General features: G+C 58.8%; 7 protein-coding genes, 1 tRNA gene and 2 rRNA genes. 3 read left to right on the forward strand and 7 right to left on the reverse strand.

Annotation, left to right across the window (positions count from 1 at the left end; translation table 11 throughout):
* The first annotated feature begins 68 nt into the window (after positions 1-68).
* The 3 genes from JOE34_RS02840 to JOE34_RS02850 all read left to right on the forward strand — a co-directional run bounded on the left by JOE34_RS02840 (position 69) and on the right by JOE34_RS02850 (position 2,823).
* Positions 69-1,016, forward strand: a complete 948-nt coding sequence (locus JOE34_RS02840; protein WP_209995094.1) for a LysR family transcriptional regulator — start codon at positions 69-71, stop codon at positions 1,014-1,016.
* Positions 1,017-1,256: 240 nt separating this feature from the next.
* Complete coding sequence (locus JOE34_RS02845; RefSeq protein WP_209995095.1) at positions 1,257-2,417, forward strand: polymorphic toxin type 44 domain-containing protein; 1,161 nt, start codon at positions 1,257-1,259, stop codon at positions 2,415-2,417.
* Complete coding sequence (locus tag JOE34_RS02850; protein ID WP_063313388.1) at positions 2,404-2,823, forward strand: hypothetical protein; 420 nt, start codon at positions 2,404-2,406, stop codon at positions 2,821-2,823. The genes JOE34_RS02845 and JOE34_RS02850 overlap by 14 nt, the downstream gene beginning before the upstream one ends.
* A gap of 96 nt (positions 2,824-2,919) precedes the next feature.
* Here JOE34_RS02850 and JOE34_RS02855 read toward each other — a convergent pair whose 3' ends face one another.
* From JOE34_RS02855 to JOE34_RS02885, 7 genes are all read right to left on the reverse strand, one after another.
* On the reverse strand, positions 2,920-3,324 hold the full coding sequence (locus JOE34_RS02855) for an NUDIX domain-containing protein (protein ID WP_003318953.1): 405 nt from the start codon (positions 3,322-3,324) through the stop codon (positions 2,920-2,922).
* A gap of 107 nt (positions 3,325-3,431) precedes the next feature.
* Positions 3,432-5,525, reverse strand: a complete 2,094-nt coding sequence (gene recD, locus JOE34_RS02860; protein ID WP_209995096.1) for an exodeoxyribonuclease V subunit alpha — start codon at positions 5,523-5,525, stop codon at positions 3,432-3,434.
* Positions 5,522-9,214 (reverse strand): exodeoxyribonuclease V subunit beta, encoded by a 3,693-nt coding sequence (gene recB / locus JOE34_RS02865; protein ID WP_209995097.1) that lies wholly within the window; start codon positions 9,212-9,214, stop codon positions 5,522-5,524. Before recB ends, recD begins: the two co-directional genes overlap by 4 nt.
* On the reverse strand, positions 9,211-12,684 hold the full coding sequence (gene recC / locus JOE34_RS02870; protein WP_209995098.1) for an exodeoxyribonuclease V subunit gamma: 3,474 nt from the start codon (positions 12,682-12,684) through the stop codon (positions 9,211-9,213). The genes recB and recC overlap by 4 nt, the downstream gene beginning before the upstream one ends.
* A gap of 194 nt (positions 12,685-12,878) precedes the next feature.
* Positions 12,879-12,994, reverse strand: a 5S ribosomal RNA gene (gene rrf / locus JOE34_RS02875).
* Positions 12,995-13,152: 158 nt separating this feature from the next.
* Positions 13,153-16,045: ribosomal RNA gene (locus JOE34_RS02880) — 23S ribosomal RNA — on the reverse strand.
* Positions 16,046-16,287: 242 nt separating this feature from the next.
* Positions 16,288-16,363 (reverse strand) — tRNA-Ala (locus tag JOE34_RS02885).
* Positions 16,364-16,366: the final 3 nt, after the last annotated feature.

Consider the following 16,366-nt stretch of genomic DNA (forward strand, 5'->3'; position numbering starts at 1 on the left):
CAGGGGGCGTGCTTTGGAGTATAGATGTGCAAACTTCTAACAAGAACGCAGATAAAAGCAGGGTCAACATGCAAAAAAACATCACCTCCCTAGGGTTGTTGAACTGGGATGACCTGAAGTTTTTCCTTGAGGTGGCACGCACCCGAAAAGTCAGCAGCGCGGCCCGCCGCCTGGGCGTCGACTACACCACCGTATCGCGGCGCATCAACTCGCTGGAAACCTCGCTGGGCACGCTGCTGTTCGAGAAATCGCGCAACAATGGCTTCATCATGACCGCCGAAGGTCAGCGCCTGCTGGGTTATGCCGAGTCCATCGAAAGCACACTGCACATGGCCTGCGAACAGGTTTCCGGGTCTAGCGTCGCGTTGTCCGGGCATGTGCGCATGGGCTGCACCGAAGGCTTCGGCAGCTTCTTCATCACCCCGCAACTGAGCCACTTTCTCGACAGCTACCCGAGCATTTCGCTGGACATCCTGCCACTGCCGCACTTCATCAGCCTGTCGAAACGCGAGGCCGATATCGTCATCACCCTGGAGCGGCCCGAACACGGCCCCTACGTGTGTTGCAAGCTCTGCGATTACAGCCTGGGTCTGTACGCGACCCAGGCCTACCTCGACAACCACCCGCCCATCGAACACAAGGCGGACCTGAGCGAGCACGTCTTCATCAGCTACGTCGACGACCTGGCGTTCAGCTCCGAGCTGCTATACATGAGCAACCTGCTGCCCAACGCCCAGGCACAGCTGCGCAGCACCAGCGTCATCGCCCAATACACCGCCGCCCTGCAAGGCCGCGCACTGGCCATCCTGCCATGCTTCCTCGCCGCTCAAGACCCACGACTGCTGCCGGTGCTGAGGGAGGAAGTGAACATTACTCGTCAATTCTGGATGTACTGCCGGGAGGACCTGCGCAAGCTCAAGCGGATCACGTTGCTGTGGGATTACATTCGGGAGGTGACGGAGTTGAATAAGGGGTTTTTGTTGGGGGAAAACCGCGCTATTCGCTTCCTTCAGTGACAGATTTTTAAGGGATCAGGTGGCCGTATCGTAGCGGGGCAGACCGGAGTTGGCCGACGGCTTGTGACACGGATGCTGGTTCGCAACCATTGAGGTAACCCCGACTCTTCGATCAGGTTCTCAAGGTCCTTCGCAAAACTAAGATTTCCCCTACATACCGCTTTTTGCGCTTCCGGTAGCCTCCCACGCGTCAATTAAACGCTGGTTGTCTACGGATCAAAAACGCAGGGACGGCATGCAATGATTTCTTCAGCCCGATTGGGCGACACGCACGCCTGCCCATTGCCGGGTCACGGTACAACGCCTATCGCTTCTGCATCCGGTGACGTCAACATCAACGGCATGGGCGCGGCACGTGTGGGGGATACCTGTGGGTGTGGCGCGGTCATCACTACAGGCTTTCCTTCCATTCTGGTGAATGGCCGTCCTATGGCCCACCTCGGAAGCCCCACCAGTCACGGCGGGACAATCATCACAGGCTCAGCCAATGTTGGTGGCGGCTTCGTCATGGGTGACGCTGGTGGCGCGACCCTTATTAACTTCATGGCGCTAGGGGCCTTCCGGCCAGACGGTTCCGTGGACGACGAGAAGATGGCGACCTTGTTGTCTGACCCGAAGCTCACGGAGAAAGCCTTGGCGGCGAATGCTTTGGTAGATCCTAAGGCAGCCGGTAAGAAGTCAGATGCGCAGCCTGAGTCAAAAGCGGAATCTGTTGTTTGCAAACACCCTGACAGGATGGAAGAGCTAGCGACTTATATTGCTGGAGAGATGAACACCAACATCAATAGCCCCACAGTTCGACAGATGAGAGACCTCAATAGCTTCGATGCGGCGGCAAAGATGAAGGAGTATGAGACGCTTCCATTTTACTTGCGCCTTGGCCCCGGCCCGGATTTCTACAGCATGGCGGCCGGTATGCAAGCAAAGGCCTTTGCCATCTGGGCAGAACGTGTTGGTCAGAATCGCCCGTGGGATCACAAGCCGATCATCCGTCGAACAATTGGTGGTGTTTGGCACAAACAAGGCAAGTACGAGTATTTTTATGACATCTGGTCCAACGTCCATTACGGATATGTAGGCATGGCTGGGGGTCTCTCCGAAAGCGCTCTATTGGATGGCGCCGGGGCCGAGCAGATAATTTCAGACGCCGGACGGAAGGTTGATGAGGTGTTTACAAAGCCTAAGGCTCAATGGGAGCTACCCGGTCCGAACCGCTCCGGTGATGTCGATGGCCTGAGGGCTTGGGATGATGCTCCCGACCGAATATCTATTAGCATTGGGGTGAAGCTCTATCAACAACATCCCAACGGAGGCATCACGGCCAAGATGATCATGGACGTAGTGCTTGCAGTACCGCCCCAGGCATGGGGTAAAGGGGTCCAAATACATGCCTGTCCATAAACCCAAGATCCGATATGGCCGCTGGATGTTTCTTCTACTCGGCATCCTTCCTGTGGCTTTTTGGTATTTTTCCTCGCCGGTCGTAGCGGTCAATTTTTCTCCGAATAGCAAGGAGGAGTTTCGATACGTGTGGAACACTCAGGACAGAATCCACAGGGGCGATATCAGGCACGGCGGCTCAGCCGTTGAGTTCAGCTACATATTCCCTGATGGGGACTTCTTCATGATGTTCGATTGGTGGACCGATAAGGGTTTCAAGCGGTGCATCGACATCACGCCTAAATGGGGAAGTACGATAGACATCTATCTTGATGATATCGGCAGGATCGACACGGCGAAAACGGCGCCTGAGGTCATTGCTCGTCTGAAACAGTGTCCGGGGCGACCAGACCCCTTCCAGCACTGAGGCGTGCGACCCGCGCCACGTCAAACTCGGCACAGCCAATGAGTAAACACAGAAGACACTCCCGGCACCTAAAGAAGAGCTGCCCCATACCCAGACTCAAGCAAGGCTCGCCCTGAGAAAGCTCAAGGCATCCTTGAAAATATGGTGCCATCTGTCAGACGGCTCACTCATCAGCGGATGCCAGAAGAATCTGAAATCGTGTCCTCCATCATCCTCTGCAAAATGCACCCAGCTATCGGGAAGGTCTTGAGCCACCTCACATTCATGAAATGCCCAGATATGTCCCGTTATGGTGGAGTGCCACTCACCCAGGTTTCGCTTTGCTGTCGCTTGAATCCCGGCCTCCTCCATTAACTCCCGCACAGCAGCCGCGCCACTTGACTCGCCTGGTTCCACACTGCCCTTGACCAATTGCAGGCCAGCCAACGGATGCTCAAATGCCAGAATCTCCAGCACTCCCCGGTCACGCAGAACCACAGCACACGCTTTATCCGCCGCCATGCAGTTACACCTTGGCCTTTTCAATTGACCCTTGAACCCGGTTAAAGAGCATAGGGGTTATGACGCTCGACTTCGTACCTGCAAATCGCCAGACAGCCCGGACATGATCAAAGCCCCAACATCAAACCACTCAGACGTTTGACCTTGCGGCGCAGAGCTTCTTCGAAGATGCCCTGGCGCGGTTCGATCAGGCTGAACCAGTGCTTGGCGCGGGTGATGCCGGTGTAGATGAGCTCCTTGGTCAGTACCGGGTTGAGCGCTTCGGGCAGGATCAGAGCGGTGTGGGCGAATTCCGAGCCCTGGGATTTGTGTACGGTCATGGCGTACACGGTTTCGACCTCGTTGAGGCGGCTGGGCAGGACGAAGCGTACGCCTTCGCTGCCGTCGTTGCGGGGGAAGGCGACGCGCAGTACCTGTTTGCCCTCGCCGTCGCGCTCGGGCAGGCGCAAGGTGATGCCGATGTCGCCGTTCATCAGGCCGAGGCCATAGTCGTTGTGGGTCATCAGCACCGGGCGACCTTCATACCATTGCTGTTCGCTTTCGATCAGCTTCGCGCTGAACAGCGCGTGAGTGATGCGCTGGTTCAAACCCTCCACGCCCCACGGTCCTTTGCGCACGGCACACAGCAGTTGAAAGGCGTCGAAGGCGCTGAGTACCGAGCGCGCCCAACGGGTCCAGCACGCGTCGTCCAGTGCCGAATCGTCGGCGGGACGTTCGGCGGCGAGTACGTTCAGGTAATGACGGTAACCCTGCGGGCCTTGCTCGCCCCTACCAAGACCGTCGAGCACCAGGCGTTCGAACTTGAGGTCCTGCTCGCCCTTGAGTGCCAGGGCGAACAGGTCGTCGTGACTGCCCGCCGAGAGCAGCGCGCGGGCCTGTTGGTCCTGTTGCTGGTTGACCAGCCGGGCCAGTTGGCCGATGCCGCTGCCTTGGCCGAAACGACGCGAGTGGCGCAGCATCACCACTTGCTGGGCCAACGGATGCTGCTGTGCATCGCCCTGGCGCAAACCGCCCTTGCCGAGGTCTTCGCCGCTGACGGCTTCCAGCCAGGCCTGGGTGTCGGGGCTGTAGAAACCTTCTTCGGCGTCGCGGCACAAATCCCCGAGGACCGCCCCCGCCTCAACGGACGCCAGCTGGTCCTTGTCGCCCAGCAGAACCATGCGTGCATGCGGCGGCAGTGCGTCGAGCAGATTGGCCATCATTTCCAGGTCGATCATGGACGCTTCATCAACCACCAGCACGTCCAGCGGCAGCAAATTGCCCGCATGGTGACGGAAGTGCCGGGTACCGGGGCGACTGCCCAGCAGACGGTGGACGGTGGTCACTTCGCTGGGGATTTTCTGTCGTACGTCGTCACTGACATCCAGGCTCTGCACCTGTTGACTGATGGACTCGGTCAGACGTGCCGCCGCCTTGCCGGTGGGCGCCGCGAGCCGGATGCGCAGCGGTTGGCCACTCTGTACCGCCGGGGCCTGCAACAAGGCCAGCAGGCGTACCACCGTGGTGGTTTTGCCGGTGCCGGGGCCGCCGGTGATGATGCTGAAGCCCTTGCGGGTCGCCAGCGCGCAGGCAAGTTTCTGCCAGTCGATGACGGCTTGTGGCGAGGGATCGGCCGGACCGAACAACGCGTCGAGCTGCTGCGGCAGACCCTCCGGCGGCGTTTCACGCTGGGCCAGGCGCTGACGCAAGGCTGCTGCGATACGCCCTTCGTAAGTCCAGTAGCGACGCAGGTATAGACGCCGCTCAGCCAGCACCAGTGGTTTTTGTCGCGCTTCGGCACTTGAATCGCCCACCTCGGCAACCAGCATGCTGTCTGCCAGCGCCTGGCACCAGGCGGCACCATCCAGTGCTGCCAGCAGTTGTGAGGGCAGCAGCATCGGCGCGCTCTGCTGATCGCCTTCGGGTGGCAGTGACAGGGCGAAGTCCGGTTCTTTGAGGGTCTCGTACAGATCAAGGCAGACGTGACCGTGGCCGAGCTGATGGCTGGTAAGCGCCGCAGCCACCAGCACCAACGGATCGGCCTGCGGATCGAGATCACTCAGGAACGCGACGAACGCCTTGTCCAGAGCACGCAACCAGCCGCGCTCGACCCAGCGCTCGAGCAGGATCAGCAGATCGCTGACACGCGTCAGCGGGCTCAACTCAGCGAGGCTGATATCGTCCAGCGCGATAGGCAACAGATCATCGAACGAGCGGCTCATGCCAATGCTCCCGGCAGGTCATGCGCTATCGGTTTGCCCTGAAACAGCAGGTCCAGACTCTCGATCAGCTCACGTGGCGGACGGGTGAAATACGCTCCCTGAGAGGCCGAGCGACTGCCGCGCAGAAACAGGTACAGAGCGCCGCCCATGTGCTGGTCGTAATCGTAGTCGGCCATCCGCGTCTTGAGCTGACGGTGCAGAGCCAGCAGGTAGAGGACGTATTGCAGGTCATAGCGGTTGTCGAGAATGGCGGTTTCCATCGCCAGCTGGGTGTACGCACTGTCGTCGCTGCCCAGCCAGTTGGACTTGTAGTCCGCCACGTAATACCGGCCTTCGTGTTCGAACGTGAGGTCGATAAAGCCCTTGAACATGCCGTTGAGCGAGACCGTCTCGGTCGCAGCACGCGGCGCGTTGTCGTGGGTGAAGCGGCGCACGAGGGCGTCCATTTGCGCGACGTTGACGTTATTGCTGGCGAACCAGAATTCCATTTCCACACGGTACTGATTGGGCTGATCCAGTTCGCCCAGGGCCACCGGTGCGGCATCAGGCGACAAGCGCAGCGGCATGTTCAGCATGTGTTGCAGCCAATCGCTCAGGGTATTGATCCAGCCTGCCCAACCGCGTCGATTGCAGCGCCGGGCGACGGCGTCCTGCAGTTTCTCCGGCGCGTGCGCGGTCATCGCAAACCCTTCGTTGCCAGCCCACTCGAGCAGCCCGTGCAGAAAGGTGCCGGGATTGGGGCCACGCGGAAAACGATGGATATCGCCGCCGCTGGTCAGGATGTCGCGCGGGGCTTCGGGGTCCAGACGCTCGTCGTCGAACAGTTTCTGTGCCTGCGGGCTGTCAGGCGATTCATCGGCACCGGCCGTTACCGTGTCGCCGATACGCAGGGCACTGTAGGACGCAATCCACCAGTTCTCGGCAGCGCGGCGTTTGGGCACCAGCAGCTTGACCAGCGCCGCTTCGTTGCGCGGCGCACTGAAGCGCTCGTCGGTGGGCTCCGGAACAGGCTGCAAGGCAATCGCCTCACACCCTTGGGCCAGATCACGCAGCCAGACGTTCAACTCCGCCGACTCGGCCAGCACTGCGCCACCGCCCAGCAGGTAACCCAGTGCGGAACGGTGCAGCATGGAGGTGTTGGCATTGCCACGCTTGAGGTCGGCGACGCCCAGCCAGCAGGCATGTTCCGATCGGGTGAGTGCGACGTAGAGCAAACGCAGGTCTTCGGCCAGACGCTCATCATCGGCTTGCTGAATCAGCGCCTCGGTAGGCTGGAGGCTGATCTGGGACTTGCCGTCGGCGTCATGAAACTGAAGAGGCAAGCGGCTGCCGTCTACCGGTTTCGAGGAGCAAATGAACGGCAGGAACACCAGCGGGTACTGCAGGCCCTTGGACTTGTGGATGGTGACCACCTTGACCAGTTGCTCGTCGCTTTCCAGACGCAGGATCTGCTCTTCCCCGGCCTGACCGGAGAGTGCCAGGTGGTCGCCCAGATGACGGATCAGCGCCTGCTCGCCATCCAGTTCGGCGGCGGCCTGCTGCAGCAGTTCAGACAGGTGCAGCAGGTTGGTGAGCACTCGCTCGCCGTCGTTGCGGGTCATCAAGGTCTGTGGCAGAGCAAAGTCATGCAGCAGACGGCGCAGCATCGGCAGCACGCCCTGGCTGCGCCATATGGCGCGATAGCCACGAAACTGCATGACGCGCCGCTCCCATGCCAGCTCGTCCTGATTCAGGCGTTCCAGCTCGGCCAGCGGCAGGTCCAGCGTTATACACGCCAGCGCGGCACGCAGCGTGCGTTCGGAGTCCGGCTCGGCACAGGCCTTGAGCCAGGACAGCAGGTCGTGGGCTTCCTGAGCGGCGAACACCGAATCCTTGTCGGACAGGTACACGCTGCGCACGCCGCGCGCGGTCAGTTGCTGACGCACCGCCTGCGCTTCCTTGCCGTCGCGGACCAGAATCGCAATGTCGGCCGGACGCAGCCCGCGCAGTGTGTTGTCGGGCGTGACGAAACCGGCACTGCCCTGCTGACCGGCATTGAGCAGACGCACGATCTCGCTCGCGCAACTGGCTGCCAACTGCTGACGATAAACCACGCCGGACACCGGCTGGTCACTTTGCAGGTGCCAGACCGTCAGCGCCGTCAGGGGTGCACCGTCGACGTGCAGCGTCTCTTTGCGGCCTTGGGCCAGCGCATCGGAGAACGGCACCTGATTGCCGTGCTCATCACGAAACAGGAACGCACCGCGACCTTGCTCACGTTGCTCTGCCCGCGTGAAGACGTGGTTGACCGACTCGACCATCGTATGACTGGAGCGGTAGTTGGTGTCCAGCGTATGCCAACGGCCATCGGTCGCCTGGCGGGCACGCAGGTAGGTGTAGATATCGGCGCCGCGAAACGCATAGATCGCCTGTTTCGGGTCGCCAATCAGGAACAGCCCGGTCTGCTCATCGTTGGCCTCGAGACGATAGATGCTGTCGAAGATCCGGTACTGGACCGGATCGGTGTCCTGGAATTCGTCGATCAACGCCACCGGAAACTGCTCGCGAATCAGGGTGGCCAGACGCTCGCCGCCAGCGCCATGCAAGGCAGCGTCGAGCCTGATCAGCATGTCATCAAAGCCCATCTCGGCGCGGCGACGCTTCTCTTCTTCAAAGCGCGCGCTGACCCACTGCGCCGCATGCTGCAACACGGCAGCATCGGGTTTTGGCAAGCCGTCGAGCGCCGCCTTCAGCTGCGCCATGGCCTCGAAGGCCGGGTGCACAGGTGGCTCGCTCTTCCAGGCTTCGGCAATGCCTTCGGGGGTCAGACGAGTGAAACCAGTGCCCAGATCCAGCGCTTCCTGTGTGTCGTCAGCGGCCCAGGCGGCAAGCTTTTCAAACCAGGGTTTGAAATAGCGCTCCTGCATTTTGCGGCCATCGACTGCCTTGCGAGCGACCGCGTCCTGACACAGCGCATACAACTCGTCGGACCAAACGGCCCACGGCGCTTTCAGCGCGGCAAGCGCTGCCCGGCGCTCTTGCAATGACGCCGCGATCAGTTCGGCCGGTTCCTGGCTGAGTGGACTGCGCTCGCGGCCGAACAGACCTCGCACACGCGGCAACAACGCCGCCGGACCGCTGAGGTTTTCCCGCACCCAGAGCAGTGCGTCGCCGCTCATGGGGTAGCAGAAGCGGCGCCAGTAATCGCGCAGGACTTCGCCGAGCAAATCGCTGTGGTCGGTTTCCAGCGTCTGGGTGAACAGGCTGCCGCTGTCGAAGGCGTGCTCGCGCAACATGCGCTGGCACCAACTGTGGATGGTCGAGACCGCGGCCTCGTCCATCCACTGTGCGGCGATGTCCAGACGGCTGGCGCAGGCTGGCCATAGCGACGCTTCGAACTGTTCACGCAGCTCGGCAATCAGGCCATCGGGGGCGGCGATCTCGTCACGGAAGAAGCGTGCAGCCTCCGCCAGCCGGGTACGAATTCTGTCACGCAACTCTTTGGTCGCTGCGTCGGTGAAGGTCACCACAAGGATCTGCGGCGGCAGCAGTTCGCGACCAAAGCCGGACTGTTCGGTGCCGTGGCCAAGCACCAGGCGCAAGTACAGGGCGGAGATGGTGAAGGTCTTGCCGGTGCCGGCGCTGGCCTCGATCAGCTGACTGCCGCGCAGTGGAAAGCGCAGCGCGAGAGGAAGGGATTGCTCGCTCATGCGCCGCCCTCCCCGCCGGACAACGATTGCCACGGCGCGTCGTAAATCGGTTTGTAGAGCGTCTCGCACCAGCCTGCGAATTCTTCACTGCCCATCAGTGCGTCAAAGTCGGGAAACTGCCGAGCCAGTGCTGTGCTTTCGCGACGCTCGCCATCGGTGGTCTGTCCGTCACCTTCGTAGGCTTTGCGGGCAGCCGCTTCGGCTTTGTCGGCAGGCTGGCCCAACCAGGCGAAGGCGGTTTTGACCGCGACCGGAAGGGGTTCCTGCATGCCGTGCAGCCAGGCCGTCAGCAAGTGGTTGAGCGTAGTGACGGCACTCGCCTTGTCCAGCGGCTCCAGCATCAGGGTTTCATCACTGGCGACCAGTGCCGTGCTCAACGGCAGGTCGCAGGCGCACGCCACCAGATGATTGACCCACGGCCGAATCAGCCGGTGCCACTTGCGGGTCTTTTTCGAGCCGATGCTGTTGGGAATGGCGGTGACCAGCAACAGCTCGCCAAGGGCATTACGGTGCAATCCGTCCAGCCAGCCGTCGATGCTGACACCCGCATGGCTGAAGCTGATCGGTAAAGCACTGCTCAGGGTCTCGGGCCAGAGGGTCAACAGATCGTGGTAGCGCCTGAGTACGTCAGGCAGCGGTTCGATCAGCTCGCTCTGCATCAAGGTGCCGAAACCTGCGAGCGGCAGCAGGCCACTGGCTTGCAGTTTCAGCGCTTGAGTCTGCAGAGCAGCATCCATGTTGTCCGGCGAGGACATGCCAGCGCCAAGCAGGCTTTCACTCAGGCCATAGCGCTCAAGGGCATCGAGCACGAACGGTTCTTCGTCGGCGAGCGGCGCTTCAGCGACTTCGAAATAAATCTTCAGGCGCTGGCTGAAAAAATGCTTTACCGGATTTCTCAGGAAATCCTGTAGCTGCGCAATGGACAGCGGTTCTTCCTGTTCGTGAGCGGGCAGTGCTTGAGGCACGGGCACCTGAAGGTCGGTTTCATGCAGCAGTCGCCATTCGCGGGCGAAGCTGAAATAACCTGTGCCTGCGTGGAAATAATTGGCGCTGAAGGGTTGCAAGGGGTGATTCACAGTCAGGGCCTTCAGCAAGCGCTCATCATCCTGTTTAACGTCCGGGTCGGTCTCGCCGGCCAGCTTCCAGCCGCTGGCGAGGTGATCGCGCAACTGTCCGATGAGTACCGAAGCAGGACGCTCACTGTTGTCACGAATGCTGTGGCCAACCCAACTGACATACAGCTGGTCCCTGGCCGAGAGCAAGGCTTCCAGCAACAGGTAACGATCGTCTTCACGCCGGGAACGGTCGCCGGGGCGGTAATCGCTGCCCATCAGGTCGAAATCCAGCGGCGGTTGCGCGCGCGGGTAATCGCCGTCGTTCATGCCCAACAGGCAGACCACTTTGAACGGAATGGCGCGCATCGGCATCAGCGTGCAGAAGTTGACCGAGCCCGCGAGAAAACGCTGGGACAGGCGCCCTTGATCGAGCCCGGCCAGCCAGGCCTCACGCACAACGGTCAGCGGCAGCTCATCGGTCAGCCTTACCGTTGCACAGGTTTCCAGCCAGTTCTCGCGCAGTGTTTCCAACTGGGCAAGCAGGTAATCGTCATGCTCGCTGTCGGCAAGAAAGAACAACTGCAGCAGCGATTGCAGACGGGCACCCCACGCTTCCGGAGTGGTGGGTGTCGACAACTCTGTGTGGGCGACCTGAAGGGCGTCAATCAGCGCGACCAGCGGACCGATCAACGCCGCATCAAGCCCGCCGATCTCATCGTAAGGTTCGATGCCGTCGTAAGCCGCACCGGCACCCACGGCGTAACCCAGCAACATACGACGCAGGCCGAAATGCCAGCTGTTCTGCTCAAGGGCATCCGGCAGCCCCAGACCAGCACGCTGCTGGGCATTAAGGCCCCAACGAATGCCTGCGCCTTCTATCCAGCGATGCAGCGTTGGCAGGTCACGCTCCTGAATCCTGAAGCGTGCTCGCAAGGCTGGAACGTCCAGCAGGTCAAGAATCTCGCTGACCGGGAAACGGCTGTCCGGGAGTTTGAGCAGGTGCTCGACAGCGATCAGCAACGGCTCGCGGCCGCGCTGGCCCTGGTCAGCCAGCGTAAAGGGGATGAAGCGACGATCTTCGCGCTCGATCTGCCCGAATACCGCGCGTATGTGTGGGGCATAGCTGTCGATATCCGGGACCATGACAATCACGTCACGCGGGCGCAGGCCAGGGTCTTTGCTGAATCTCGCCAGTAGCTGGTCATGCAGCACTTCCACTTCGCGCTGCGCGCTGTGGGCCACATGGAAGCGGATCGAGCGGTCCTCGAGAGGATCGACTGCCGGCCAGAGCTCACGGGTTTCATCCAGCGGACGCAGCTCGAGAATATCGTCCTGCAACTGGTTCAGCAGGGTGGTGGGCTCCGCTTCACTGAACAGATCAATGCGCTCGTCTTTGAACGAGGAACGGTAGCTGCGTGGGTCGTCATGGCTGTCCAGCAGGTTGATGTAATCACGTCCCTGCTTGCCCCAGGCCGCGAGCAATGGGTGAGCGTGCTGATGCAGCGCTTGCGGGTCGAGGACCACCGGCATTCCGCTCTTGCGCGCCTGGCGTTTGTACTGGTGACGCAGCAGGTCCTTGTCGGCGACGATATCGGTCCAGTGATGACGACACGGATTGTGGACGCAGAGCAGAACCTGACTGAACCTGGCCAGCCCTGCCAACGCCTCAAGCGCTTGTGCCGGCAGTGACGAAATGCCGAAAACGATGACCCGTGCCGGTAAGCCCGGTGGCGCTTCGGTCATGTTGCCGATGCACTCGATAAAACGCTGATGCACCCCCGCGCGGCTCTGCGACATCCCTTCAGCCCCGACGTCGTCAAGCAGCGCGCGCCACAGTTCGGCTTGCCAGCAATTGGCAGCTGACAAGGGTCTGGACTGACCTCGTACATCGCGCAATTGATGACGGCCAGCGGCCCAGTCTTCAAGCCAGTCAGCGCGGTAAACCTGATATTGGTCGAACAGATCGGACAGGCGCTCGGACAGTTGATAGCGCTTACGCAGATCCGTGTCGTCGGTCAGGAAGCGCTGCAGGGGCTCGAAGTGTGGCTGATTGATCAGCGACGGCAGCAAGCGCATCAAGCGCCAGGTCAAAGGGGTCTTGTCGAGCAAGGACGTCTGGGGGATCTCATCCGCCCCCAGCACCATGCGATACAGCGTCCACATGAAACTGCCGGGCAACTGGACGTCGATGGCGGCAGCGATACCACAGCCACCGTTATCTTCATCCTGAGCATCTTCGGCCAAGGCCAGCTTCAGCCATTGCGCAATGCCGTTGCTCTGCACCAGAGCAATCTCGTTTTCCAGGGGCGCCAATGGATATCGCCGCATCCAGGACACAACCAGACTGCGCAGTTCATCAGGGCGGTTGCCTTGAACCACCATGAAGCCTGCACTCAGAGAGGTTGTAACGGACATGCTTGCTTCCTTGACGGGTGCGTGGAACCTGATGCCGAACCATAAGGGCAAGCGCGCCGGATTGCCATAAGCACGTGGGTCTGGATGACTGCCGGAGAGGTAGAGTTATGAGCTCAGGAGGATGCAGAGGTTTCTGGAACCCCAGACAAACAAAAACCCTCAACGCGTAAGCGATGAGGGTTTCTGGAATTTAATCTTGACGATGACCTACTCTCACATGGGGAAACCCCACACTACCATCGGCGATACATCGTTTCACTACTGAGTTCGGGATGGGATCAGGTGGTTCCAATGCTCTATGGTCGTCAAGAAATTCGGGTACCGAACCGTGCCCTGCGGCGCGCTTCAGCAAATCGGGTATGTGATAGCAAGCTGTTTCAGGTGTCGTTCGTGACGCAAACTTTCGGTTCGTGTCATCTTCACAGTCACCGCAATCTGCTCATTCAACGCAAATTGCTTGGGTGTTATATGGTCAAGCCTCACGGGCAATTAGTATTGGTTAGCTCAACGCCTCACAGCGCTTACACACCCAACCTATCAACGTCGTAGTCTTCGACGGCCCTTTAGGGAACTCAAGGTTCCAGTGAGATCTCATCTTGAGGCAAGTTTCCCGCTTAGATGCTTTCAGCGGTTATCTTTTCCGAACATAGCTACCCGGCAATGCCACTGGCGTGACAACCGGAACACCAGAGGTTCGTCCACTCCGGTCCTCTCGTACTAGGAGCAGCCCCTCTCAAATCTCAAACGTCCACGGCAGATAGGGACCGAACTGTCTCACGACGTTCTAAACCCAGCTCGCGTACCACTTTAAATGGCGAACAGCCATACCCTTGGGACCGGCTTCAGCCCCAGGATGTGATGAGCCGACATCGAGGTGCCAAACACCGCCGTCGATATGAACTCTTGGGCGGTATCAGCCTGTTATCCCCGGAGTACCTTTTATCCGTTGAGCGATGGCCCTTCCATACAGAACCACCGGATCACTAAGACCTACTTTCGTACCTGCTCGACGTGTCTGTCTCGCAGTCAAGCGCGCTTTTGCCTTTATACTCTACGACCGATTTCCGACCGGTCTGAGCGCACCTTCGTACTCCTCCGTTACTCTTTAGGAGGAGACCGCCCCAGTCAAACTACCCACCATACACTGTCCTCGATCCGGATAACGGACCTGAGTTAGAACCTCAAAGTTGCCAGGGTGGTATTTCAAGGTTGGCTCCACGCAGACTGGCGTCCACGCTTCAAAGCCTCCCACCTATCCTACACAAGCAAATTCAAAGTCCAGTGCAAAGCTATAGTAAAGGTTCACGGGGTCTTTCCGTCTAGCCGCGGATACACTGCATCTTCACAGCGATTTCAATTTCACTGAGTCTCGGGTGGAGACAGCGCCGCCATCGTTACGCCATTCGTGCAGGTCGGAACTTACCCGACAAGGAATTTCGCTACCTTAGGACCGTTATAGTTACGGCCGCCGTTTACCGGGGCTTCGATCAAGAGCTTCGCTTGCGCTAACCCCATCAATTAACCTTCCGGCACCGGGCAGGCGTCACACCCTATACGTCCACTTTCGTGTTTGCAGAGTGCTGTGTTTTTAATAAACAGTCGCAGCGGCCTGGTATCTTCGACCGGCAGGGGCTTACGCAGTAAATGCTTCACCTCCACCGGCGCACCTTCTCCCGAAGTTACGGTGCCATTTTGCCTAGTTCCTTCACCCGAGTTCTCTCAAGCGCCTTGGTATTCTCTACCCAACCACCTGTGTCGGTTTGGGGTACGGTTCCTGGTTACCTGAAGCTTAGAAGCTTTTCTTGGAAGCATGGCATCAACCACTTCGTGTTCTAAAAGAACACTCGTCATCAGCTCTCGGCCTTAAGATCCCGGATTTACCTAAGATCTCAGCCTACCACCTTAAACCTGGACAACCAACGCCAGGCTGGCCTAGCCTTCTCCGTCCCTCCATCGCAATAACCAGAAGTACAGGAATATTAACCTGTTTTCCATCGACTACGCTTTTCAGCCTCGCCTTAGGGACCGACTAACCCTGCGTCGATTAACGTTGCGCAGGAAACCTTGGTCTTTCGGCGTGGGTGTTTTTCACACCCATTGTCGTTACTCATGTCAGCATTCGCACTTCTGATACCTCCAGCAAGCTTCTCAACTCACCTTCACAGGCTTACAGAACGCTCCTCTACCGCATCATCAAAAGATGATACCCGTAGCTTCGGTGCATGGTTTGAGCCCCGTTACATCTTCCGCGCAGGCCGACTCGACTAGTGAGCTATTACGCTTTCTTTAAAGGGTGGCTGCTTCTAAGCCAACCTCCTAGCTGTCTAAGCCTTCCCACATCGTTTCCCACTTAACCATGACTTTGGGACCTTAGCTGACGGTCTGGGTTGTTTCCCTTTTCACGACGGACGTTAGCACCCGCCGTGTGTCTCCCATGCTCGGCACTTGTAGGTATTCGGAGTTTGCATCGGTTTGGTAAGTCGGGATGACCCCCTAGCCGAAACAGTGCTCTACCCCCTACAGTGATACATGAGGCGCTACCTAAATAGCTTTCGAGGAGAACCAGCTATCTCCGAGCTTGATTAGCCTTTCACTCCGATCCACAGGTCATCCGCTAACTTTTCAACGGTAGTCGGTTCGGTCCTCCAGTTAGTGTTACCCAACCTTCAACCTGCCCATGGATAGATCGCCCGGTTTCGGGTCTATTCCCAGCGACTAGACGCCCTATTAAGACTCGCTTTCGCTACGCCTCCCCTATTCGGTTAAGCTCGCCACTGAAAATAAGTCGCTGACCCATTATACAAAAGGTACGCAGTCACCCAACAAGTGGGCTCCCACTGCTTGTACGCATACGGTTTCAGGATCTATTTCACTCCGCTCTCCGCGGTTCTTTTCGCCTTTCCCTCACGGTACTGGTTCACTATCGGTCAGTCAGTAGTATTTAGCCTTGGAGGATGGTCCCCCCATATTCAGACAAGGTTTCTCGTGCCCCGTCCTACTCGATTTCATTGCAAAGGGATTTTCGCGTACAGGGCTATCACCCACTATGGCCGTCCTTTCCAGAACGTTCCGCTAATCTCAATACAACTTAAGGGCTGGTCCCCGTTCGCTCGCCACTACTAAGGGAATCTCGGTTGATTTCTTTTCCTCAGGGTACTTAGATGTTTCAGTTCCCCTGGTTCGCCTCTTGCACCTATGTATTCAGTACAAGATAACCATCTTATGATGGCTGGGTTCCCCCATTCAGACATCTCCGGATCACAGTCTGTTTGCCGACTCCCCGAAGCTTTTCGCAGGCTACCACGTCTTTCATCGCCTCTGACTGCCAAGGCATCCACCGTATGCGCTTCTTCACTTGACCATATAACCCCAAGCAATCTGGTTATACTGTGAAGACGACATTCGCCGAAAGTTTGCATTTCACAAACTTTACCTTAGCCCGGACACGCACCAGTGAAAGAGGTGCCCGGTCTATATTTCTTTCTATCACATACCCAAATTTTTAAAGAACGATCTAATCAAAGACTAGAAATCAACATTCAGGCACTGATCATCAAGATCAATGGAATGCTCATTTCTAAGCTTTCAAACAGAAGCAGTAAGTGGTGGAGCCAAGCGGGATCGAACCGCTGACCTCCTGCGTGCAAGGCAGGCGCTCTCCCAGCTGAGCTATGGCCCCGTA

This window comes from Pseudomonas sp. PvP028 (assembly GCF_017832255.1).
Classification (GTDB): Bacteria; Pseudomonadota; Gammaproteobacteria; order Pseudomonadales; family Pseudomonadaceae; genus Aquipseudomonas; species Aquipseudomonas syringae.

Coding starts and splice junctions, on each gene's coding strand:
- JOE34_RS02840 (WP_209995094.1), top strand. CDS start 69: ATGCAAAAAAACATCACCTCCCTAGGGTTGTTGAACTGGGATGACCTG.
- JOE34_RS02845 (WP_209995095.1), top strand. CDS start 1,257: ATGATTTCTTCAGCCCGATTGGGCGACACGCACGCCTGCCCATTGCCG.
- JOE34_RS02850 (WP_063313388.1), top strand. CDS start 2,404: ATGCCTGTCCATAAACCCAAGATCCGATATGGCCGCTGGATGTTTCTT.
- JOE34_RS02855 (WP_003318953.1), bottom strand. CDS start 3,324: ATGGCGGCGGATAAAGCGTGTGCTGTGGTTCTGCGTGACCGGGGAGTG.
- recD (WP_209995096.1), bottom strand. CDS start 5,525: ATGAGCCGCTCGTTCGATGATCTGTTGCCTATCGCGCTGGACGATATC.
- recB (WP_209995097.1), bottom strand. CDS start 9,214: ATGAGCGAGCAATCCCTTCCTCTCGCGCTGCGCTTTCCACTGCGCGGC.
- recC (WP_209995098.1), bottom strand. CDS start 12,684: ATGTCCGTTACAACCTCTCTGAGTGCAGGCTTCATGGTGGTTCAAGGC.